This is a genomic window from Vibrio sp. 10N.286.48.F5 (assembly GCF_041469785.1).
Classification (GTDB): domain Bacteria; phylum Pseudomonadota; class Gammaproteobacteria; order Enterobacterales; family Vibrionaceae; genus Vibrio; species Vibrio crassostreae_C.
In genome coordinates this window covers 161,001-183,708 of the sequence record NZ_JBFRLG010000007.1, presented here as the reverse complement: position 1 = coordinate 183,708, position 22,708 = coordinate 161,001, and the positions used below count along the sequence as shown (strand labels likewise).

21 protein-coding genes and 1 tRNA gene are annotated in these 22,708 nt (G+C 43.7%); 8 read left to right on the top strand and 14 right to left on the bottom strand.

Going from position 1 to position 22,708, the window contains the following annotated elements; genetic code table 11:
* Entirely contained in the window at positions 1-474 is a 474-nt protein-coding gene (ybaK, locus tag AB4185_RS07735) for a Cys-tRNA(Pro) deacylase (RefSeq protein ID WP_017066863.1), read from the top strand.
* A 106-nt stretch (positions 475-580) separates the two neighbouring features.
* On the opposite strand, the gene rluF is transcribed toward ybaK, so the two are convergent.
* The 3 genes from rluF to AB4185_RS07720 all read right to left on the bottom strand — a co-directional run bounded on the left by rluF (position 581) and on the right by AB4185_RS07720 (position 2,783).
* Positions 581-1,714 carry a 23S rRNA pseudouridine(2604) synthase RluF gene (rluF, locus tag AB4185_RS07730; RefSeq protein ID WP_372135284.1) on the bottom strand — a complete coding sequence of 378 codons (1,134 nt, stop codon included), beginning with the start codon at positions 1,712-1,714 and terminating at the stop codon, positions 581-583.
* 176 nt (positions 1,715-1,890) lie between these two features.
* On the bottom strand, positions 1,891-2,472 hold the full coding sequence (gene smrA, locus AB4185_RS07725) for a DNA endonuclease SmrA (RefSeq protein WP_017062320.1): 582 nt from the start codon (positions 2,470-2,472) through the stop codon (positions 1,891-1,893).
* Between the two features lie 170 nt (positions 2,473-2,642).
* Entirely contained in the window at positions 2,643-2,783 is a 141-nt protein-coding gene (locus tag AB4185_RS07720; RefSeq protein ID WP_017062321.1) for a DUF3149 domain-containing protein, read from the bottom strand.
* 255 nt (positions 2,784-3,038) lie between these two features.
* Between AB4185_RS07720 and AB4185_RS07715 the strand changes: the two genes are divergently transcribed.
* Positions 3,039-3,115, top strand: a tRNA-Pro gene (locus AB4185_RS07715).
* Positions 3,116-3,217: 102 nt separating this feature from the next.
* Here AB4185_RS07715 and AB4185_RS07710 read toward each other — a convergent pair.
* From AB4185_RS07710 to AB4185_RS07700, 3 genes are all read right to left on the bottom strand, one after another.
* A complete protein-coding gene (locus tag AB4185_RS07710; RefSeq protein WP_017064159.1) occupies positions 3,218-3,886 on the bottom strand; it encodes a LuxR C-terminal-related transcriptional regulator in 669 nt (222 codons plus the stop codon).
* A gap of 494 nt (positions 3,887-4,380) precedes the next feature.
* Entirely contained in the window at positions 4,381-5,238 is an 858-nt protein-coding gene (locus AB4185_RS07705) for a curlin (RefSeq protein WP_102428680.1), read from the bottom strand.
* 85 nt (positions 5,239-5,323) lie between these two features.
* Complete coding sequence (locus AB4185_RS07700; protein ID WP_017064156.1) at positions 5,324-5,935, bottom strand: hypothetical protein; 612 nt, start codon at positions 5,933-5,935, stop codon at positions 5,324-5,326.
* Between the two features lie 313 nt (positions 5,936-6,248).
* Here AB4185_RS07700 and AB4185_RS07695 point away from each other — a divergent pair, with 313 nt between their 5' ends.
* Genes AB4185_RS07695 through AB4185_RS07685 form a run of 3 tightly spaced genes read left to right on the top strand, consistent with a single transcriptional unit; the run spans position 6,249 to position 7,999 of the window.
* Entirely contained in the window at positions 6,249-6,725 is a 477-nt protein-coding gene (locus AB4185_RS07695; RefSeq protein WP_017064155.1) for a curli production assembly/transport protein CsgE, read from the top strand.
* Between the two features lie 10 nt (positions 6,726-6,735).
* A complete protein-coding gene (locus AB4185_RS07690) occupies positions 6,736-7,146 on the top strand; it encodes a curli assembly protein CsgF (protein ID WP_102333662.1) in 411 nt (136 codons plus the stop codon).
* A 16-nt stretch (positions 7,147-7,162) separates the two neighbouring features.
* On the top strand, positions 7,163-7,999 hold the full coding sequence (locus AB4185_RS07685) for a CsgG/HfaB family protein (RefSeq protein ID WP_102428681.1): 837 nt from the start codon (positions 7,163-7,165) through the stop codon (positions 7,997-7,999).
* An 84-nt stretch (positions 8,000-8,083) separates the two neighbouring features.
* Here AB4185_RS07685 and AB4185_RS07680 read toward each other — a convergent pair whose 3' ends face one another.
* A complete protein-coding gene (locus AB4185_RS07680) occupies positions 8,084-8,506 on the bottom strand; it encodes a hypothetical protein (protein ID WP_102321503.1) in 423 nt (140 codons plus the stop codon).
* Positions 8,507-8,637: 131 nt separating this feature from the next.
* Positions 8,638-9,516 carry a TraB/GumN family protein gene (locus AB4185_RS07675; protein ID WP_029235194.1) on the bottom strand — a complete coding sequence of 293 codons (879 nt, stop codon included), beginning with the start codon at positions 9,514-9,516 and terminating at the stop codon, positions 8,638-8,640.
* A 404-nt stretch (positions 9,517-9,920) separates the two neighbouring features.
* Here AB4185_RS07675 and AB4185_RS07670 point away from each other — a divergent pair, with 404 nt between their 5' ends.
* The gene (locus tag AB4185_RS07670) at positions 9,921-12,572 is read left to right on the top strand and encodes a beta-N-acetylhexosaminidase (protein ID WP_017071188.1); all 2,652 of its coding nucleotides are present in this window, start codon (positions 9,921-9,923) and stop codon (positions 12,570-12,572) included.
* Between the two features lie 532 nt (positions 12,573-13,104).
* The gene (locus AB4185_RS07665; protein ID WP_017064150.1) at positions 13,105-13,797 is read left to right on the top strand and encodes an oligogalacturonate-specific porin KdgM family protein; all 693 of its coding nucleotides are present in this window, start codon (positions 13,105-13,107) and stop codon (positions 13,795-13,797) included.
* 261 nt (positions 13,798-14,058) lie between these two features.
* Here AB4185_RS07665 and AB4185_RS07660 read toward each other — a convergent pair whose 3' ends face one another.
* Positions 14,059-14,499, bottom strand: coding sequence for a DUF411 domain-containing protein (locus AB4185_RS07660; RefSeq protein ID WP_017064149.1), 441 nt, complete (start codon positions 14,497-14,499; stop codon positions 14,059-14,061).
* Entirely contained in the window at positions 14,489-17,293 is a 2,805-nt protein-coding gene (locus AB4185_RS07655) for a copper-translocating P-type ATPase (protein ID WP_372135282.1), read from the bottom strand. The genes AB4185_RS07660 and AB4185_RS07655 overlap by 11 nt, the downstream gene beginning before the upstream one ends.
* A 300-nt stretch (positions 17,294-17,593) precedes the next feature.
* Between AB4185_RS07655 and gltX the strand changes: the two genes are divergently transcribed.
* Positions 17,594-19,021: a glutamate--tRNA ligase gene (gene gltX / locus AB4185_RS07650; RefSeq protein WP_017069020.1), complete on the top strand. Its 1,428-nt coding sequence runs from the start codon at positions 17,594-17,596 to the stop codon at positions 19,019-19,021.
* Between the two features lie 84 nt (positions 19,022-19,105).
* Here gltX and AB4185_RS07645 read toward each other — a convergent pair whose 3' ends face one another.
* From AB4185_RS07645 to AB4185_RS07630, 4 genes are read right to left on the bottom strand one after another with little or no spacing between them, the layout of a single operon-like run.
* Positions 19,106-20,329 carry a beta-ketoacyl-ACP synthase gene (locus AB4185_RS07645; protein ID WP_017062286.1) on the bottom strand — a complete coding sequence of 408 codons (1,224 nt, stop codon included), beginning with the start codon at positions 20,327-20,329 and terminating at the stop codon, positions 19,106-19,108.
* Positions 20,326-21,051, bottom strand: a complete 726-nt coding sequence (locus tag AB4185_RS07640; protein ID WP_017062285.1) for a 3-ketoacyl-ACP reductase FabG2 — start codon at positions 21,049-21,051, stop codon at positions 20,326-20,328. The genes AB4185_RS07645 and AB4185_RS07640 overlap by 4 nt, the downstream gene beginning before the upstream one ends.
* Complete coding sequence (locus AB4185_RS07635; protein WP_017062284.1) at positions 21,048-21,512, bottom strand: hotdog family protein; 465 nt, start codon at positions 21,510-21,512, stop codon at positions 21,048-21,050. Before AB4185_RS07635 ends, AB4185_RS07640 begins: the two co-directional genes overlap by 4 nt.
* Complete coding sequence (locus AB4185_RS07630; protein WP_372135280.1) at positions 21,505-22,704, bottom strand: beta-ketoacyl-[acyl-carrier-protein] synthase family protein; 1,200 nt, start codon at positions 22,702-22,704, stop codon at positions 21,505-21,507. Before AB4185_RS07630 ends, AB4185_RS07635 begins: the two co-directional genes overlap by 8 nt.
* Positions 22,705-22,708: the final 4 nt, after the last annotated feature.

The following is a 22,708-nucleotide window of genomic DNA, read 5'->3' as shown; positions in this document are numbered from 1 at the left end:
ATGACCCCAGCAATCAATCTCGCCAAGAAAAAGAAAATCGCTCATAGCGTGCATCAGTACCATCATGATGCCAATAATACGAACTATGGTTTAGAAGCCGTTGAAGCGCTTGGTCAAGATCCCAAACGTGTATTCAAAACGCTGTTGTTCTGCTTGAATGGTGTGGCGAAAGATTTGGCAGTCGCCGTTATTCCTGTCGACCAGAAGCTAAACCTAAAGCTGGCAGCAAAAGCGGCGAAAGGCAAAAAAGCAGAGATGGCTGATCCAGATATTGCTCAGAAAACCACGGGTTATGTTGTTGGTGGCATTAGTCCGCTTGGTCAGAAGAAAGCACTGCCTACCTTCGTTCATTCCAGTGCGACAGATTTTGAAACGATATGTGTGAGTGCAGGTAAGCGTGGGCTAGAGATTGAATTAGACCCAAAAGACTTAACATTTCTGACTCGCGGCCAGTTTGCTGATTTATGTTTATAGATTGTCGTCGTCATGATGATAAAACTATCGAATGACCAACAAAAACGCCCGCTAGACTAATCTAGCGGGCGTTTTTATATCGAGAGTCTCGTCTTACTGATTCAGACTACTTCTTCAGACCTAAAGTACCACCAACACGCTTTGGTGCAGGTTTGTTCTGTCTGTTTGAATCTTGGCTGCGGTTTGCCGGCTTCCCGCTTCTACGATCGGTATTATCGCGATCTGTGCGATTGCGATCCGAACGATTTCTATCTGAATTAGAACGCTCTGAACGAGAGTTCGATTTCCAGTTCTCGGTATTACCACCGCTTTCACCATTCGATGAATTGCGGCCACGCTTTGAATTAGGTGCATGACGGAATTCATCCGCATTGTTACCGCGGTAGGTGCGTGTACGGTTCTCGTTTTGATTACGGCGTGCTGTTGAAGCTTGGTTCTCTTCACGGCTATCAAAAAGTTTCGCGTCAGTCGCTTTGCGAATGCGTTGACCTTTCGCGTTCATTTTTGACGCATCTTCCGTACTTACTGAGCCTTCACACATCGCTAAAATTTCAGTGATCTCTTCGTCGCTCAGGTAGCGCCATTTGCCGTTAGGAATACCGTCTAGTGAGATATTCATAATACGAACACGACGCAGTTTAAATACTTCATAACCGAGCGCTTCACACATACGGCGAATTTGGCGGTTAAGGCCTTGTGTTAGCGTAATTCGGAATGAGAACTTAGTCTCTTTCTCTACTTTACATGGCAAAGTGACTGTATCGAGAATGTGAACGCCAGCGCCCATTTGCTTCAAGAATTCCGTCGTAATCGGCTTATCTACACGCACCACGTATTCTTTCTCGTGGTTGTTACCTGCACGTAGGATCTTGTTTACGATGTCGCCGTCATTGGTTAGGAAGATAAGGCCATCAGAAGGCTTATCTAGACGACCAATCGGGAAAATGCGCTTGTGGTGGCCAATAAAGTCGACGATGTTGCCAGGAATATCACGCTCAGTCGTACAGGTGATACCTGTTGGTTTATTGAGAGCAATGTAAATCGGCTTCTCTTTTGAGCGAACAGGCTTATTGTCGATCTCAACATCATCACCTGGCAAGACTTTAGTACCCATTTCAGGGATCTTACCGTTAATAGTAACTCGGCCTGCATCAATCAGTTTATCGGCTTCGCGGCGTGAGCAAAAACCAGTTTCACTGATGTATTTATTAAGGCGTTTAGCTTGGGATTCTTGTGACATGATATTCTCTTAGCGTTTCACAACGGAAATGTAGATAAACAAAAAGCAACCTTTGGATAGTTGCTTTGAGTTGAAATTCGTTAACTGAGGTAATTTTAGCACTTGGTGTGAGTCTAGGCACGAAATATCGATCTTGATGCAAAATCGTTACTAGTCCATTTATCTATCTCAACCTATTAACTGGTGCGTTTTTGATGGCGCTCTCTGTTCTCTAGCTTTTTCTCATTACTCTTTCTGAGCATTACGTAGACTGCGCCCGTACCACCATGAAATTGCTGAGCAGAATGAACACATTGAACGTCGTTGATTTGTGTTAGCCAATTTGCCACGTAGCTTTTCATCATTGCAGGTGGATTCGAACGCTCACCCTTACCATGAACAATGATGACAGTACGAACATCCATTCTTAAACACTGACGCAAAAATGAAAGCACTTCGTTACGTGCGTCTTTCAGTGTTTTCCTATGAAGGTCGAGCTTGGCTTGAATAGGGTATTTTCCTAGGCGCAGCTTTTTGTATACGCCTTCTTGTACACCGTCTTTTTTATAAGCAACAACATCGTCTGGCTTGATCATTGGCGAATAGTCTAATGATAAGTAGTCTTTCTCGTCGTCAGACAGCCACATAGCGGCTTCACGCTTAGCAAGGTGAGATTCGGTGACTCGGTGTACTTTCTGGTGTTCAGCGGTGTCATGGTCGATACGTTTAACATCGCCCATCATTTCTTGGAATAGATCTAAGTCATCATCATGAGACATAGTGTGTATCTCAAGTTGGAGAAGGATAGGGTAAGTATACCTAAGTTGAGGTTAGGTTTAAAAATGAAAAAACCGGAGAAGACAATAAGTCTGCTCCGGTGCAAAGCGTTTTGACATTTACTTATAAAGTAAAAGAATACTTAAAAGTAAATGATTTAGGCAGAGCGATTCTAGTGAGGAGATTTTTCAGTCATAACTTTGTATATGAAGAAGCCTCCATAAAACATCATGAGACCCAGAGCCCCGAAGATTACTATCATTGAAGATAGTCCCACCGCATTACCAAATAGGAGATCTAGCCAAAAGTCCATGTGTATACCTCAAAGTTATATGACATGGCTTAGTGTATTAACAAGCATTATCAATTCACTGATCTGGATCAATCCTGTTTCATAAGTTAAATACTTGTTGGTAACTGTGTGTTTTTCGTCACATCATGCTCGTTGTTGTATGTCTTTTGTTCGAACGATTCAAAATCGCAATAAATATGAGAAAAAGCCCTTGCGGATAAATTCAGAACCCGTATTATACGCTCCATCGACAGGCAATGAGCCAGTTAGATATCTCGGTGAATAGCGCAGCTTGGTAGCGCATCTGGTTTGGGACCAGAGGGTCGGGGGTTCGAATCCCTCTTCACCGACCACATTAGAAAAAGCCGTAGCAGAAATGCTACGGCTTTTTTGTATTTGGGATTTCTACATTCTAACTGCATTGACTGTTTATGGTTGAGGGCAGAGAGTTAGGTCTATTGGACAAACTCATTTGTCGCAACGTTGTTCTTAACCCAGATCAAAGCTTGTAAGCGATTCTTCACCTTGATTTTTTTAAACGTGTTGTGAAGGTGTGCTTTGACCGTATTCTCACTGACATAGAGGGTATCTGCTATCTGAGTGTTAGATGCTCCATCACCGAGTAACTTAATGATCTGCTGCTCGCGTTTGGTGAGCTTGAGGTAATAAGGACTGGTTTTCGCGCACTGCCTCTCTCTGTAGAAGCTAATGTACTGGTAAATGAGCTTTCTACTCATCCACATCTCGCCTTGCAAAATGCAGTTAAAGCCGGCCACGAGCTTTTCAAGCGTGTCCGACGTATAAAAAATGCCGACAAGATACTGCCATTTAAGCATTTCAGAGTGCGGGAAATCGCCTGGTGTATTGAGTAGCACTTCATGGACATCACTTGCTACGTCATCTCTGAGCTCCTGGTATTTCTCAATGTATTGCTTACTCATTGTCGGGAAATCAATAATAATCAGAACTAAGTCATCGTTTTTTAGGGATTTAGCACTGAGCCTTTCCGGTGATATGAGTTTTATGTTCAGGTTAACTTTCTGTTCTATAGACTCTTTTAGTAGTATCGATTGTAAATTGTTCTCCGCAAGTAAAATGGCGTTATGAGCCTCCAGTTTAGCCATGTGGAACTCCTTTTCTTAACTCATTACTTGAACTTTAGGTGTTTTAGTTTAAAGCACGTATTGTTATTTTGCTAATTTTTAAAGCTAATTATTCATCAAATCTATGAAATTAATTTAATAGTATTGTCGAAGGTAAAATAATACTTAAGTAGAAAGAGGGAATTACCGAGATTTATGGTTTTATTTTATTGATTGTACAGTCTTTATGAATTTTCCAGATCCCCTTGTTTGGGTGAAGTTTTACAGTGGCAGGAAACTGATTTATATTAATAATCAACGTTGTAATACCACTATTCGTATTCTGGTTGAAATTAGAGTTGGTGTTCGTACTCAACGTTAATGAAGATGCCACACTGTTATTTATGGTCAGAATAAGACTTTTATTTTTTATCAGGCACTGTACTGAATTTAAATCAGAAGAAAATCCATTAAAATGGAAAGAAATAAATAAAACGGCGATCAACGCCGTTTTAATATATGCACTATTTATCATATTAATTCTGATAAATTATACCGACATTACCACTTGCGCCATTACCTGAAACGAGAGCAGTATCATAAGAGGTTTGTTCAATCATAAATTGGTTTGAACTGCTGTTTGTTAAGCTAACAATGGCATCTGAATGAGATCCTGTTTGTAACGTGAATACTCGGTTATCGCTACTGCTCACGAGATCGATATCGACATAGTTATCGTCGCCACCACCAACATCGGTGTTGACTATCGTTTGAACATAGTTATTATCGCCGCTGATATCGATGTCTACATCATTATTATCAACACTCGCGTTACTAAACTCGGTATAGGTTGTATTGGAGTTACCAGAGACATTCACATCAGCTTCATTGTAGTCAGCACCACCTAGAGCATTGACGACAGAGATGTTCTCGTTACCCACTTGTGTAACTCGTAAATCATTGCTTCGACCATAAGGTTGAACTGTAATTTGGGCTTGGTTACTAACACCATCTTGATCAACCCAGGCGTTGTTGTTTACATATCGTAACTTAACGTGAGCTTCATTGAGATTGCCATCTTGTTGAACCACTACGTCAGAGTTATAGCTAGCATGTGTGTCAACTAGTGCAACATGCCCATCAGTAACACCAGACGTGTTCTGGTTAATGGTGACATTGGCATTATCACCACTACCCATTTGCCAAACGGCAGTATTATCCATCGCTAAAGGTTGAATACCGGCTACTGTCGATGATATGCCAAGATCGGTTGTTCCTTCTATTGTCCCCAACGCTGGCTCAGAGGCTGGAAAAGGAGCAGGTAAATTATCTGCGTATGCTGCATTAAAGCCCAGAATAGCACCGACTATAATTCCAATTTGTGTAACTTTCATAAGTTGTATCCTTATACATTTCCATGTCGACTATGTTGTTACTTCATCGAGAAGCAACGGTGAATCAAGCTTTCCATACTGCGCGCTAATTGGCTTGATTGATGTGAATTCTCATTGAGCTAGACGCTTTCACTAAAGCAAAGTCGTTGCCGTCTTGAGAAATTCCTAAATTACTTCTTCCAGAACCAACCAAATAAGCAGTATTGCCATTGCCTTTTTGGTCAATGCTCAGCTGACTACTCTGTCTTGAGAAGTTAGCTTGTCCGATAACTGCTAAATTGTTATTCCCGTCTTGGGAAATAAGCGCTTCAGAATTTACTCCGAGTTGCCCAATTGCGGCATCGTTATTTGAACCATTCTGGTCTATTAAGGCGGTATTATTGCGCCCTGTTTGACCAATGTATGCGGAGTTAGAACTTCCGCTTTGCGTTATCTTCGCTCTGTTGTTCGCGGTAATACCAGGACTGCGTTGCTTTATTATTGCTATTGAATCAGTAGCATTAGATATATTTAATTCTGAATAATTATCTAAATCTCCAGAAGAGAAGCTTTCTAAATAATTATAATCATTGACTATATCTTGATTAACATTATGTAAAAAATCCCCTTCTATATCTGACGCGATAGCATTATTAAAACCTCCTGATAAAAAATATAAACAAGTTAAGCTGATAAGTGATGCTTTCCCAATTACCATCATCTTTACCTTAAAGTGTTCGTGATTATGATCCCTACGAAAATAAACTGCGTAGGGAATGAGTGAACCTTTGTCTTATCGAAATCCTAGGCCTTGAATTTACGAACAGCTATAAACTTAAAGTTGAAAATATTTAGTTGTTCATATGAAATTTAATTAGTATTTGACCGAATCCTACCAACCTTAGTTAATCAATTCCCTTCAGTAATTAATTCGAAAGTTTATATATGCCACTGTAAGCATGAATTACGCTTTATTCAGTTTCAACGAATCACATTCTCATTTTGTAAATAGACTTTGAATGGGAGCACATATGAAAATCAAGCTGCTTACAATAACTCTGCTTTCCTTTGCTCTTCATGCAGAAGAAAAGAGTCATGGTCTTGAAAATGCTGCTCCTTTAGAAAATGGACAAAAACTTGAGGACTCGACAAATAATCTTAAGGAAAAATTCAATGACTTCAGTGAAGTCGATGGAATCATTGTGGACAGAACCATTACGCGGTTGGGAGAGGATTTCTATTTTTTCTTCTCGCAATCGCTCAATGATAGTTATCCCGACCTTAAGGAAAATTTGACGGTAAAAGAAAGGCCAACGGCGTTATCAGGAAGCATCATAGAGGTTCAACACTCTAGAAAACCGATCTTCCGTACGGCGTTGTCCCCTGGTCGTAGACAAGCGAAAGAACGCGCTGCCGATGCAACACGAGTGGTTGGGAATTACATCATCCGATGGCAAGCGGAACGGATCTTTCAGGACACTTACGATCTAGACCATGATGAATTTTAAGGAGCCAAGGATGTCGATATTTTTCAGAAAGGCCGCGCTCATTGCGCTGATAGTTTCGCCTTCGGTTTACTCAAGCGAATTAGTTTATACGCCCGTAAATCCAAGTTTTGGCGGAAACGCTTTAAACAGTTCTCACCTTTTTAATCACGCTAATGCTATCAATGATTATGAAGACCCAAGTGCAAGGGATATCTTTGATGAGCAAGAATCAGCCTTAGATCGTTTAGCGTCTAGTTTAGAGTCCCGTTTAATTAGCCAATTGCTTGCTGACGTGGGTAATGGAAACACGGGGCAGTTGGAAACTGATGATTTTTTCCTGAATATTGTGGATGATTCCGGGACTTTGTTGGTTCAAATCGTCGATAAAGAGACTGGGGAATCGACAGAAATCAGTGTCTCTGGATTAAACCCCGACCTCTAATCACAAGGATTGTGTTATGAAATCGATCATTATCGTCTTCTTGACCTTTGTGTTGGGAGGGTGCACTTACTCTATGCAAATTCCAGAGACTTCTGAAACGCCAAAGTTGATGCCGAGAGGATCGACTTATACGGACCTGATCTCATTACCTCAGCCTCGCGGTAAAATACTTGTTTCGGTTTATGATTTTAGAGATCAAACGGGACAGTATAAACCTCAGCCAAACAGTAACTTTTCGACAGCGGTACCACAGGGTGGAACGTCTTTACTGACCACGGCATTGATAGATTCCCAGTGGTTTGTTCCTCTAGAGCGTGAAGGGCTCCAGAACTTGTTGACGGAACGTAAGATCATTCGTGCTGCTCAGAAAAAAGACAAGGTAGTGAACAATCACGGAGCCGACTTAACATCGTTGAGCTCTGCGAATATCGTTATTGAAGGCGGTATTGTTGCTTATGACTCTAATATTGTTACAGGTGGGGCTGGTGCGAAGTATCTTGGCATTGGTGGCTCAGGGCAGTATAGAACCGATCAAGTGACAGTTAACTTAAGAGCCGTTGATGTAAGAACAGGGCAAGTTCTGTTGAGTGTGACTACGACAAAAACCATTTCATCACATGAGATAGGATTCGGCGCATTCAGGTTTGTTGACTACAAAGAACTATTAGAAGTTGAAATGGGCTACAGCCAAAATGAACCCGTTAATATCGCTGTGATGTCAGCGATTGATGCTGCGGTAATACATCTTATTGTAAAAGGCATGAAGCGTGGAATGTGGTCGCCGGGCGATCCTAATGCACTACAAAATCCAATTATTGCTCGTTATTCCGAAGAGAGCGCCGACATATTGTAAGCAACCGAGTAAGCAGTAAAATAGGGCTATGCGGAAAACGGACCTTTCCCTTAGCCCTGTTTTTTTCTTCAAGCAACTCAATGATCAATTCACATCGCACGTAATATCTTTTATCGGTGTTTCCGAGGTAACAAAACAAACATACGCTTCCGCTGGCTTATTCGGGCCTATTCGAATGTAACCTGCCTTTATTTCATCTTCATCAAACGTCACCGAGTGAGAGCTTCCCGTTTGGTTGTCGTAAAAGTTTGCTTCAAAATTGTTGTTCATTTGGCTTGCGATACGGTTTCGTGTTGTAGATGTTGTGAACGTAATATTGGCGCAGCGCATCGGTGGTTTCTCTGTAATCAAAAACTGTCCGCTTTCTTTATCTAATACACCGCCTTTGGTATCCGGTTGTATGTCTATCGCCTGAAACTGTTCGATGGTGCATGTTTCTTTGGCTGAGGCTATTGAGGGCATCAGCATCGTGAGGGCTAAAGGGAAAGCAAAAAGTACTGGTTTCATTAGAACAACGCCATAGGTAAAAAGAGCGAAAGATAATAGCACTGCAATGGTGCTATTAAATGTAAAGATTCTGTTATTAAGGAAATGCTTTTATAACGAAAACAAAATGAGGTTGAGCATCGTTAGCTTTTTTAGCTAGTCTCAAATTGACATTGGGCTGATTGGCTTTGTGATTGCTGAATGACACTGAAGCCTTTCTTTTCTAATAACTGTATAAGGTTACCTTCTCCAATTAGGTGCAAGGTACCAACTACTATCATGTAGTTCCCTTTAGTCTTAAGCTTCCAATCATTGGAGGATAGTTTGTTTGCCCAGTCTATGTTGCGATCGGTTAAGAATGCTTTCTCAAGTTCAGGCGACATCTCTGACAGTTCTGAGAAGGCTTCCAGCTTCGCTAAATCACCCGCTTTCCAGCTTTCAATCAGGCAATGAACCACGCGATCAGTTTGGTCAAATTCTTCAAGGCTACTGACTAACCACTCTTTACCGTCGTCCTTTTGTTTTGTCATCAGGTCTATTTGGAATTGCAGAGGCTCCAAACTGATAACCGGAACATCTTGGGTAGTCGCTTTGTTCGCTAGCGTCGCATCAACGCCGCTGGCGGAGCCATAACCAAGGTTTTTTAACTGCTGCATTTGTATGGAGAGAGAAGTTGCCCAAGGCGGTGAGCGAAGCAGTTGTTGCGTCGGCATGCCCAATGATTTTGATATGTCGGTTAATAATTGCAGCTGTTCTGTATTGAGTACATCGGCAGTCGTGAGTTTGTTGCGGGGATATACAACGCCATCAGACTTTCTGATATCCGTTTCGATAATTAAGCCATCACTGTTTTTTAGCGCGTCGGTGATCGCCGAAGGAAGGGGGTACATACTCTCGTCTCCAACGTGCACTGAACCTAAGATAGTGAGTGTCAGATCATCCTTTTGTGCTTGCCAATAAAGGGGCTCGGCGACCGCTTGCCTAGCTGAAAAAGCGAGAACGAATAAAACCATGTACCAGAGTGGACGCAAAGGGAGCTCCTTAAGGAAGTATTAAACTCGTTAAAATCGATTTTGACGATGTTTTTTAACGGTTTTTTTTGAGAACAATGTCACGTTGTTTGTACGAAAAGTATAACAATACGCTGAAACTCTAAATCCTTTCTGACTACCAATGACACGATTTTATGAAATCGGTAAAAAAGATTGTGATTCATTTCTCAAATTTTACGTCAAAATTAAAATGACGGAAGTGCCGTTGCTTGTAACTTGATGATTTTATTTAAATTAAATTTATCAATATTTTTGAGATTTGAAGCCGATCACTTTATTAGCTCGATTTAATTCACGGTAAAAAATAAGCCCATATAGTTTATCTAACTTTCGAAGCGCTCCATTTTGCTTCTTACTCAATTTTTAATTTATGGGTGAATACGATGTTGAAGAGAAACTTACTATCTGTAGCGGTATTGGCTGGCCTAACAGGTTGTGCAGTAACGCAAGCACCAGAACAAAAAGTAGTGAATGCACTGGCTGATAATCTTGATGTTCAGTACGAAATTCTAACTAATCATGGTGCGAATGAAGGCTTGGCTTGTCAGGACCTAGGTGCTGAATGGGCGTCATGTAATAAAGTGAACATGACGCTAACCAATGACGGTGAAGCGATTGACTCTAAAGATTGGAGCATCTACTTCCACAGTATTCGTCTTATTTTAGATGTTGATAATGAGCAATTTAAGATCACTCGCGTTACTGGTGATCTTCACAAGCTAGAACCTACTGAAAAATTTGACGGCTTTGCGGCTGGTGAAGAAGTGGTTCTTCCGTTAACGAGTGAATACTGGCAACTGTTTGAAACTGACTTTATGCCAGGTGCATTCGTGACGGCGCCAAACGCAGAACCTAAGATGATTGCATCATTGAATACAGAAGATGTTGCATCGTTCGTAACTGGTCTAGAGGGTAATAACCTTAAGCGTACGCCTGATGATAATAACGTAATGGCGACAGCGGTGACGCGTTTTGAAAAGAATGCTGATCTAGCAACGCAAGATGTATCAACTACTTTACTACCAACGCCAATGTCGGTAGAAGCCGGTGAAGGTTCAGTTAGCATTGCTGGTGGTATTGCCCTACCTAAAGACGCATTCGACGCTGAGCAATTCGCAGCAATTGAAGAACGTGCAGATGTGGTAAACGTAGATGTGAGTGGCGACCTACCTGTGAGTGTCGCTGTTGTTCCTACTCAGTTTACGGGTGATTTAGCGAAATCTGGCGCTTATGAACTAAGCATCTCGGAAGAGGGGATTGCAATTAAAGCGTTTGATAAAACGGGTGCTTTCTACGCAGTTCAGTCTATTTTTGGCCTAATAGATAGTCAGAACGCTGAATCATTACCACAACTGTCAATTAAAGATGCGCCGCGCTTTGATTATCGTGGTGTGATGGTGGACGTTGCTCGAAACTTCCACTCAAAAGATGCCATCCTAGCAACGCTAGATCAAATGGCGGCATACAAGATGAATAAACTGCACCTTCACCTAACGGATGATGAAGGTTGGCGTTTAGAAATTCCAGGTTTACCAGAGCTAACGGATGTAGGGTCTAATCGTTGTTTTGATTTGGATGAACAAAGCTGCTTACTGCCTCAGCTAGGTTCTGGTCCAACAACAGACAACTTTGGCTCTGGTTTCTTTAGTAAAGCGGATTACGTCGAGATCCTAAGCTACGCTAAAGCGCGCAGCATCGAAGTTATCCCTGAAATTGATATGCCAGCACACGCTCGTTCAGCTGTGGTATCAATGGAAGCGCGTTACACTCGTCTCATGGCGGAAGGCAAAGAAGCAGAAGCGAACGAATACCGCTTGATGGATCCGCAAGATACATCGAATGTAACCACGGTTCAGTTCTACGATAAGCAAAGCTTCATTAACCCATGTATGGAGTCATCAACTCACTTCGTCGATAAAGTAATCTCTGAAGTGGCGGCAATGCACCAAGAAGCGGGCGTACCGCTAACGACTTGGCACTTCGGCGGCGATGAAGCGAAAAACATCAAGTTAGGCGCAGGCTTACAAGATATTAATGCAGAAGATAAAGTGGCTTGGAAAGGCAACATCGATTTGTCTAAGCAAGATAAGCCGTTCCAACAATCACCACAATGTCAGTCATTGATCGCTGATGGTACTGTAAGCGATTTCGGTCATCTACCAAGCCACTTCGCAGAACAGGTTTCTAAGATTGTTGCTGAGAAGGGTATTCCCCACTTCCAAGCATGGCAAGATGGTCTGAAATACAGCGAAGGCGAGGAAGCATTTGCGACCGAAAGTACACGCGTGAACTTCTGGGACGTTCTTTACTGGGGCGGAACTTCATCAGTATACGATTGGTCAGCAAAAGGGTATGACGTGATTGTCTCTAACCCAGACTACGTATACATGGATATGCCATACGAAGTTGATGCAGCTGAGCGTGGTTACTACTGGGCAACACGTGCAACCGATACTCGTAAGATGTTTGGCTTCGCACCAGAAAACATGCCACAAAACGCAGAAACATCATTAGACCGTGATGGCAATGGTTTTACTGGTAAAGGTGAGGTTGAAGCGAAACCTTTCTACGGTCTGTCAGCTCAACTTTGGTCAGAAACAGTACGTACTGACGAGCAATATGAATACATGGTGTTCCCTCGCGTATTGGCAGCAGCAGAGCGCGCATGGCACCGAGCAGATTGGGAAAACGACTACAAGGTTGGTGTTGAATACTCTCAAGAAACTAACTTAGTGAATAAGCAAGCGTTGAACAGCGACTTTAATCGCTTCGCGAATATTCTTGGTCAACGTGAGCTAGCTAAGCTAGAAAAAGCGGGTATTGATTACCGACTACCAGTTCCAGGTGCGAAGGTTGTTGACGGTAAGCTAGCGATGAACGTTCAATTCCCAGGTGTAGAGCTGCAATACTCTGCTGATGGCGAAAACTGGCTAACATACGATGAGCAACAACGTCCATCAGTTTCTGGTGAGACTTACATCCGCTCTATTTCAGAAAGTGGTGAGAAAGTAAGTCGAGTGACCTCAGTTAAATAATCGATAAGCACTATTAGTAGAAGAGCTCCTGACCTTTATCTTATTCAAGATAAAACGGGAGCTCTTTTTGTTTACTGCGAATTAGGTGCATATCCAAAACTGAAACATATAGAAATCGCCTTTGGTAATATCATCAACAATGCACATAAGGTGACTTTAATCCCAAAAGTGACGCGCTTCTCATTATTCTCTTCAAAAAATAAGCTCCCTGTAAAAAACTCTAAATCAGATGTGATTCAACTATCTAGATCTAATTTTTCTTCGTGAAATAACGTGATCCCGATCTGTATATTTTTCCATCTTAAGTTTTTTATCAATTTTTATGTTTTTAAGTTGTTGATTTTAAAGTTTTAAATAACTTGTCTTTTTTTGATAGTGAGAGGGATCACTCTGCTGTCCCTTTTATTTTTAAACGCGAATTAATTCGAGCAACATAGATTTCATGCCAGGGAGGCTACCAACTACTCAAGCGGTGAAGGTGAATGATGTACCGAAGATGTGCCGCTGAAAAATTAAACTAAGGCAGTTTACTATGAAAAAAATTATCGCTCTAAGTGCTCTTTCTCTTGCTTTCGCTTCTAGTGCTTTTGCTGGTTCTTCTTACGTAACGGGTAACATCCAAATTCATGACGATGGCCGTATCCACGGTTCTGACATGACTTCTACGCTAGAAGCTGGTCACACGTTTGACAACTCTCTAGGCGGCTTCACGGTTTATTCTGAGTTTGATGGTATCCAACTGGGCAAACTTGAATCTGAAAATGGCGGTGCAGGTAATACTACTCCAGGCATCACTGTAGGTGGTGAGCAATCTTTCAACATCACTGACAACCTATGGGTTGCTGCGGGTTACCAACACCTATTCTCTGCAGGCGAAAGCATTCAGTTCCGTCCACTAGTTAAGATCGGTTACAACTTCGACAACGGCATCTCTATTAGTAACCGTACTCGTGCACACATCGATGATACTTCAGCTAATGCTGACACAGACTACCGCATGGATAACCGCATTGCTTACACAGTGAATGCTGACCTAGCGCTTAGCTACAACAACGTATACATGATTGATGCTGAAGCGATGGACCACGAGTTACGTGCAACATGGACTCGTCAAGGCGTTCAACCTTACTTTGAGTTCCGTAGCCAAGCTAACGGTGTAGATTTCGCAAACGGCGATTCTAAGCAGAACAACGCATTCGTATTCGGTGCTTCTTACGGCTTCTAAGCTGATTCGCTTGGTTGCTTAGTCTATTAGATTATTAGCCGAGTGAGCTTCTTCGCTAAATAGCTTTTTGCTAAATAGCTTGCTAGCTAATTAGCGAGGGGAACATAGCGGTACTAACAGCCCGGTTGGTGCCGCGACAAGATTTGCTTTACTGTCCAAAAGCAAAGAGCCTAGCAAGTAAACCACAGTCTTGGGATTACTGAATGCTAGGCTCTATTTTTATGACTTCTTTTTATTGCTGTGTGTTGGTCTGTTTAGGTTCTATTTCCCGTTGTAGTGACGGTATTCAAACACCTGACCTTTTTCATTAAACGCATACACAGAATACTCGTCTTTCTTATCGCCATATTCCATGCCTGGCGAACCCATTGGCATACCCGGAACCGCTAAACCAATCGCATTACGTGGTGGGTTTTCTAGAAAGGCTTTAATGTCATCTGCTGGAATGTGTCCTTCAAATACGTATCCGTCGATCTCTGCAGTGTGGCAAGAGGCTAGCTCTTGTGTTATCCCTAGTTTTTGCTTGATTGGGTTCATATCATCGTGGAGCTTCTCAGTAACATCGAACCCAGCATCTCGCATATGTTCAGTCCATTCTGTGCAGCAGCCGCAGTATGGAGATTTGTGGTTTAGAACATCAGTAGCTAAAGCTTGTCCTGAGATTGCAGCGAGTGCAGTAAGAGTCATAATTTTACGAATCATGGTTAACCTCATGAATATGGTTTTTGTTGATATTAGAATGAGTGGGTTTGAACAGTCTTAATCTGTTGGCATTGCTGACTACGGTGATTGATGACATCGCCATCGCAGCGCCTGCAACGACAGGGCTAAGTAAAAATCCAAAGAATGGGTAGAGCACACCAGCCGCAATTGGAATACCAAGTGAATTATAGATAAAGGCACCAAACAGGTTTTGCTTCATGTTTCTCACGGTCGCTTGGGAAAGCTCAATCGCGTTACTGACAGACAGTGGCGACGAGTTGAGTAGCGTCATTTGCGCACTTTCAATCGCGACATCACTGCCACTGCCCATTGCTATGCCTATATCTGCTTGAGCAAGTGCAGGCGCGTCGTTAATACCGTCTCCGACCATGGCAACACTCTTATATTGCTGTTGCAGCTGAACAATGTGTTGAGCTTTCTGCTCTGGAAGCACTTCTGAAATCACTTCGTCGATACCGACGTTTTTACCTATCGCTTGAGCTACAGAGTCGTTGTCGCCCGTTAATAGCACAGTGTGAATTCCGGCGGATTTTAGTTGAGCTATCGCCTGTTTGCTATCTATTTTTAACGCGTCTGAAATGCCCAATATGCCTTCCAGTTTTTGGTCAATCGCAATGAAAATAGGCGTCCACGCTTGCGAGCGGCAAAGCTCGATGAAATCCGCGCCAACCTCTGTATTGATACCTAATTGGGTGAGGTACTTAAGCGAGCCAACTTGCACTTTCTTGCCGTTAATTGTTGCTTGAACCCCAAGCCCTCGTTGGTTTTCAAATTCGCTGTGTGGGAGTACTGAAACTTCCAAGCTCTCTGCATATTGGCAAACGGCTTTGGCAAGTGGGTGCTCAGATCCTACTTCTACTGAATAAGCACAAGCCAGTAATTCTTGTTCTGATAAATCGCCATAAAAGGCTTGCTGAACGGTTGGCTTACCTTGGGTTAGGGTGCCTGTTTTATCAAACACGACAGCATCAATTTTGCTTGCAGATTGCAACACATCGGCATCTTTGATCAGAACGCCAAACTCAGCGGCTTTGCCAACGCCGACAGTAATTGAAAGTGGTGTCGCAAGGCCTAAGGCACATGGACAAGCGATGATCAGCACTGTGGTTGATACCACTAACATGTAACTGGCGCTTGGTTGTGGGCCAACAAAAAACCAAACTAAGGCGGCAGCAACTGCGATTGCGACCACAACCGGAACAAAAACGGCTGAGATAGAGTCGGCAAGCTTGGCGATTGCTGGTTTACTGCTTTGCGCTTGGCGAACCATTTGAATGATGCGTGCCAACATAGTGCTTGAGCCAATTCCTGTCGCTTCAATAACTAAGCTGCCATCACCATTGATAGTGCCCGCTGAAACGCCATCACTCATCGATTTAACGTTGGGAAGTGGTTCACCGGTCAACATGGATTCATCGATGTAAGACTCACCCGATACCACAACACCATCAACTGGCACTTTCTCACCCGGTTTGACGCGTACTTGCATGCCTACTTGGATAGCTTCTACAGCAATAGTTTGTTCTTTGCCATCGACAATCACCACCGCTTTTTGAGGTTGTAGGTTAATCAAAGCTTGTAGTGATTTTGTGGTGCGAGCTTTGGCTTTGGCTTCAATGTAGTGGCCCAAAGAAATTAGACCAACGATCATCGCACTCGCCTCAAAGTAGACATGGCGAGAGGCCTCAGGGAACCATGACGGAATCAACACAACTAGCATGGAGTAGAACCATGCTGCGCCTGTACCCAAAGCAACTAACGTATCCATGGTCGCGCGCTTGTGCATCAGTGATTGCCAAGCATTGGTGAAGAAGCTACGACCTGAAGTGGCTAGCAGTACCAAACAGACGACACCGATTAAGCCCCAAGCCAATTGGTCGTTAAATGTAGCAATAGTCATGCTGCCACCAAACAGACCCCACGCCATCAGCGGAGCACCGATAAGCAGCGCGCTTACCGAATTTTTTAGGAAAGCTTTTTGGGTACGAAGTTGTTGTTCTTGCTGTTTTTGTTGTTGAGTCGCCGCGTCATCAACGAACTCTGCACCATAACCTGCGGTTTTTACGGATTCTATTAGCGCGCTTTCGATGACGTCTCGTGTTTTAGAGGTGAAAACTAAGGCTGTCTGTTCTGCGAGATTGATCTGAGCTTGGTCGACGAACTCATTCTTTTTCAGTGCTTTCTCTACCGAAGAAACACAACTCGCACAAGTCATCCCCTCAAGAACAAGGTGATAGGTATATTGGCTAGCTGCGGTTTTATCTTCACTCTTTTTATCTGCTTGTTCGTCTTCTAAATCTGAACTCGATGAAAGGTCATTCGTTTCTGAGTAGGGAGCTGCGTGGTAACCCAGGCTTTCGACCAGCTTAATCACCTCAGACTCAGAAAGCAGAGTAACCAGTGATAATTCCTGTTTGCTGACTTCTAGGTTTAAGGCTTGCTCAGTTTGTTCAAGCGCTTTAGTCAGTTTGCTCACACACTTGCCGCAACTCAGACCGGATAGCGAAAGGTGCAGCTGATTACCCATAGAATAGCCAAGCGTTGCTAACTGTTCGTTGAGCTGAATGTAACTAAATGGAGTCGAAATATCGATGTAGGTCGGCGATATGTCATTAATCATCGTGCTGTCGAGATCGCTAAACAGTGTGCGAACTTTCTTCGCGCAACCCATGCAATTTAGGCCGTTGAGCGCCGTTGTGTAGTAGTTCATATCGATACTCCAATTCTCATCTACGCCTAACATAAACCTTCCCGTAAGGGTAAGGTCAAACATAAATTCAAGAATTTGATCTTGGTGGAGTGCTAGCTGGTGGTTTCAGTTTGGAATGGAAGAGGGAAATTAAGAATGTGCGGCTATAATCTACTTGCTAAGACTATCTATTTACGACTTTAAGGGCGTAATTGGCCTTTCAATAACGGCTTTCGTACAACAACAGCGCATTAATCATTCACTACTGATTGTAGATTTAAGCGGTGGTGATAAAATAGCGCCCAAAATTTAGTGATGTTTGACTATTGCAGGCCTTGTAATGGCGAGCACTAAAAGAATCACCTACATAATCAAGGTATTTAAATGACGGTTAAAACTCGTTTTGCTCCTAGCCCAACTGGCTATCTTCACGTTGGTGGTGCACGTACTGCACTTTACTCTTGGCTATTCGCTAAAAACCAAGGCGGTGAATTCGTTCTACGTATCGAAGACACAGACCTTGAGCGTAACTCTCAAGAAGCGGTTGATGCAATTCTAGAAGGCATGCAATGGATGGGTATGGAATGGGACGAAGGTCCTTACTACCAATCTAAGCGTTTTGACCGTTACAACGAAATGGTTGATAAGCTACTTGCTGAAGACAAAGCATTCAAATGCTACGCGTCTAAAGAGCTGCTTGATGAAATTCGTGCAGAGCAAGAAGAAAACAAAGAAATGGCTCGCTACGATGCTAACCACCCTAAAATTGTTGCAGCAAACGAAGCAGCAAAAGAAGGCGATGCGTGCGTTATCCGTTTCCGTAACCCTAAAGAAGGCAGCGTAGTATTTGATGACCAAATCCGTGGTCGCATTGAAATCGCAAACAGCCAACTTGATGACCTGATCATTCGTCGTACAGACGGTGCACCAACTTACAACTTCGTAGTAGTAGTGGATGACTGGGACATGGGTATCACACACGTTGTTCGTGGTGAAGACCACATCAACAACACACCTCGTCAAATCAACATCTATGAAGCACTAGGCGCGCCAGTTCCAACGTTCGCTCACTGTGCAATGATTCTTGGTGATGACGGTGCGAAACTTTCTAAGCGTCACGGTGCTGTTTCTGTAATGCAATACCGCGATGAAGGTTACCTACCAAATGCATTAAACAACTATCTAGTTCGTTTAGGCTGGTCTCACGGTGACCAAGAGATCTTCTCTCAAGAAGAGATGATTGAATTCTTCAGCCTGAACGCTATCAGCAAGTCTGCTTCTGCATTCAACACTGATAAGCTACTTTGGTTGAACAACCACTACATCAAGACATCCGAGCCTGAGTACGTTGCAAAATACCTGCAATGGCACCTAGACGCACAGAAGATCGATACAACAAACGGTCCAGCTATCACTGAAGTGATCAAGCTAGTTGGCGAGCGTTGTAACACGCTTATCGAACTTGCTGAGCAATCTCGTTACTTCTACGAAGATTTCTCTGAGTTTGAAGCTGGCGCAGCGAAGAAGCACCTACGTGGTGTTGCTAAAGGCCCACTAGAGCTTGCGCTTGCTAAGGTTGAAGCGCTTGAAGATTTCACGACTGCAAACATCAAAGACGGTGTTATCGCAGCAGTATGTGAAGAGCTAGAGATCGGCATGGGTAAAATCGGTATGCCACTTCGCGTAGCAGTAACAGGCGGCGGTCAGTCTCCTTCTGTTGATGCAGTGATGGAGCTCGTTGGTAAAGAGCGCGTAATCGCTCGTATCAAGATGGCTCTTGAGTTCATCGCTGAGCGTGAAGCTAACGCTTAATTTGAGCGATTGATAGAATCAAAAAAGGGTCAGTAACTTGGTTACTGGCCCTTTTTATTTACTTAGCGTTTTATGTAGCTAAGCTTAGACTTTCTTGAAGATGATAGAGGTGTTGATTCCACCAAAAGCAAAGTTGTTGCTCATCAAGTATTCAACATCCAATTCGCGACCTGAGCCCGTGATGTAATCGAGCTTGCCGCACTGTTCATCGACATTCTTAAGGTTTAGGGTTGGGCTGAACCAACCGCTATGCATCATCTCTAGGCTGAGCCACGCTTCAATTGCACCACACGCACCAAGCGTATGGCCAAAGTAACTCTTAAGAGAGCTGATTGGTACTTCACCAAAGATATTCGCTGTCGCGTTACTCTCTGCAATATCACCTTTTTCAGTCGCAGTACCGTGCGCAGAAACATAGCCAATCTTCTCAGCTGGAAGTTGTGCGTCTCTCAATGCTTTCTCCATACAGATTTGCATGGTTTCCATCTGAGGTTGAGTCACATGAGCCGCATCACAGTTGCTCGCAAAACCTATGATTTCTGCGTAGATCTTTGCGCCACGAGCAACAGCATGTTCGTACTCTTCAAGGATCAGGGTTCCAGCGCCTTCGCCGATAACCAAGCCATCACGCTCGCTGTCGTATGGGCTAGGGGATTTCTTGGGTGTGTCGTTTTTTAAACTGGTAGCGAAAAGGGTATCGAAAACGGCAGACTCAGTTGGGCATAACTCTTCACCACCACCGGCAACCATTACGGTTTGGTAACCATGCTTGATCGCTTCATAGGCGTAACCAATGGCTTGGCTTCCTGAAGTACAGGCGCTGCTGGTGGGAATCACGCGGCCACGCAGACCAAAGAACAGACCTACGTTTACCGCGGCTGTGTGTGGCATCATTTGAACGTAAGTGGTTGCTGTGATTGCTCGTGTCGACTTCTCGTTCAGCATTACTCCGAAAGCACCAACCGCATCGGTACTGCCAGTTGAAGAGCCGTAAGCGATACCAGTTTCGCCATTGGTCAATACATCGTGACCAATTAAGCCGGCTTGCTCCAATGCATTCTCAGTCGCAACGGTAGCTAGGCGTGATACACGGCCCATGCCACGCACTTGCTTACGCTTGTAGTGTTTAGGCAGTTGGAAGTCATCAATAGGCGCGGCAAGTTTTGTGTTGAGACCATCATATTGCTCGAAGCTTGGCATATATTGAGTCGCATTTTCACAGGCCTTTAGCTTAGGCTCTATCTGTTGCCAGTCGTTACCAAAAGCAGTAACACCAGACATTCCAGTTACAACAACGCGGCGGGTCATACTAAGCCTCCATTTACTGAAATCACTTGGCGAGTTACGTAGCCTGCAATATCAGACATTAGGTAGCTGACTAGGCCAGCTACTTCTTCCGGCTCACCCATACGGCGCAGTGGTACTTGAGGAAGTGCATGATCTTTCACGTGCTCGTCAACCATACCTGTGTCAATTAAGCCAGGAGCGACACAGTTTACCGTGATCTTGCGTTTTGCGAGTTCTAGAGCAAGAGACTTAGTTGCGCCAATCACCCCCGCTTTTGCTGCAGCATAGTTAGTTTGACCACGGTTACCCATAATGCCGGATACCGACGCTAGAGTGACGATACGGCCACCTTTACGCTTTTGAACCATAGGCATTACACAAGGGTGAAGTACGTTGTAGAAGCTATCTAGGTTGGTATGGATCACACCATCCCACTCTTCTTCCGTCATCGCGGGGAATGCAGTGTCACGAGTAATGCCCGCGTTGTTCACTACACCATAGTAAGCACCATGTTCAGCGATATCAGACTCAAGCTTTTCGCGACACTCGCTTCGTTTGCTGATATCAAATTGAATAAGACGTCCAGCGCCACCCAGTTCGGTGATCGACTTTAGCGTCTCTTCAGCACCTTGCTTGTCACCCATGTAATGAACGGCGATTTCAAACCCGTCTTTCGCGAGTTGAATAGCGATCGCTTTACCAATACCTTTACTGGCACCAGTGACTAAAACCTGACGGCTCATGATGGGCTCCTAGTTTTCATTTCTTGTAATTTTTGTTCGGTCGGCACGTAGACGTTGAGTTGGCATTGAGCCACTAACTCACCTCGGTCTTCGACTCTTGCGGTAAACACAGCCATACCGCTGTCTTCCATCATCTGTTCGGCGTAGATATCAAGGGTCTGACCTTGAGTAAACTCATCACACAGTGATTTATAGCGACGAGAGCCGAGTAAGAATCCGATTGGGGGCGTGGTGCCGTTTTTAAGTGCGTGATATCCAGACCATGCCGCTACAGACTGCGCCATAAACTCGATTCCAACATATGCTGGTACCGTTTGAGATTCGGCGTCAAAGAACAGATTATGGTCACCAATATCGACCTGACAGTGGATCGACAACGCCTCTACGCTGATAGCACGATCGATTAATATCATCGGATCATCGTGAGGGAGAAGTTGGTCTACAGAAGGGATATCAGTCATTTACTACACCAAAAATCAGGCTAATGTTGTTGCCACCAAAAGCAAACGAGTTGCTTAAGATGTTCTTTGCTTTAAGTTTCTGTGAACAGTTTACCAAATCAATCTCAATATCTTCAGCTTTATCCTGACATTTTTGTAAGGGAAGCGGTAAGTCATATTTCAAAATATGCCACGCAATTGCAGCCTCAATCGCACTTGCTGCGCCTAGAGTATGCCCGGTCAGCGGTTTGGTAGAACTGACGGGAACCTTGTTTGCAAAAATACGATGAATGGCTTTACTTTCCATCGAGTCATTGAGTGGCGTTGCTGTACCATGTGCATTGATATAACCAATGTCTTCTGCGTTTAACTGTGCAGAATGTAACGCTTTTTTCATTGCTTGTTCAGCACCATTGCCTTCAGGGTGAGGCGCTGAAATGTGGTGTGCATCAGAGCTGTCACCACAGCCCAATAAGGCAATGTTTGACGTGTCTTGTGCTGCATTAACACTGGCTAGTTTTGTTCTGCTGAGCAACATAAATGCCGCCGCTTCGCCGATATTGATACCATCACGAGAGGCGCTAAACGGCTTACAATGTGTTGTTGAGAGTGCTTCTAGGCCATGAAAACCGTTGAGTGTCAGCTTACATAAGGTGTCCACACCACCGACTAATACAGCATCAGCCATGCCTGAATCTAGCAAACGTTGTGCAGTGAGAAACACACGACCACTGGATGAGCAAGCCGTAGATATGACGTAGTTTGGCCCCGTTAATGCGCAATACTGGCTAACGAACTCTGAGGTATCACCAAGCTCTTGTTTTGAGTAATGGTAATCTGCTGGAAACTCGCCGTTTGCCAATTTTTGTTTGAAGACTGCTTCACCATCGGAGATCCCAGATGTGCTGGTGCCAATAACAACAGCAATTCTATCTGCGCCAAACTGAGATTTGGCTTGCTCGATAGAATCTTCAATTTGGTGAAGAGCCGACAGCGCCAGTTGATTGTTGCGAGTGGCGTATTGCGTAAGATCTGAAGGAATCGGTGGTAGTTCACCCGCGATCTGACCAACGACAGTGTGTTTACCATCGTTCAGCATATTGTGCACTTCGACCATATTTGATTCACGCTCGTCTTTTAGACAGCCATGAATATCGGCAATCTCTGAGCCTAGCGCTGAGTGGAAACCACAGTCTTGGATGTAAATAGGCATAGTG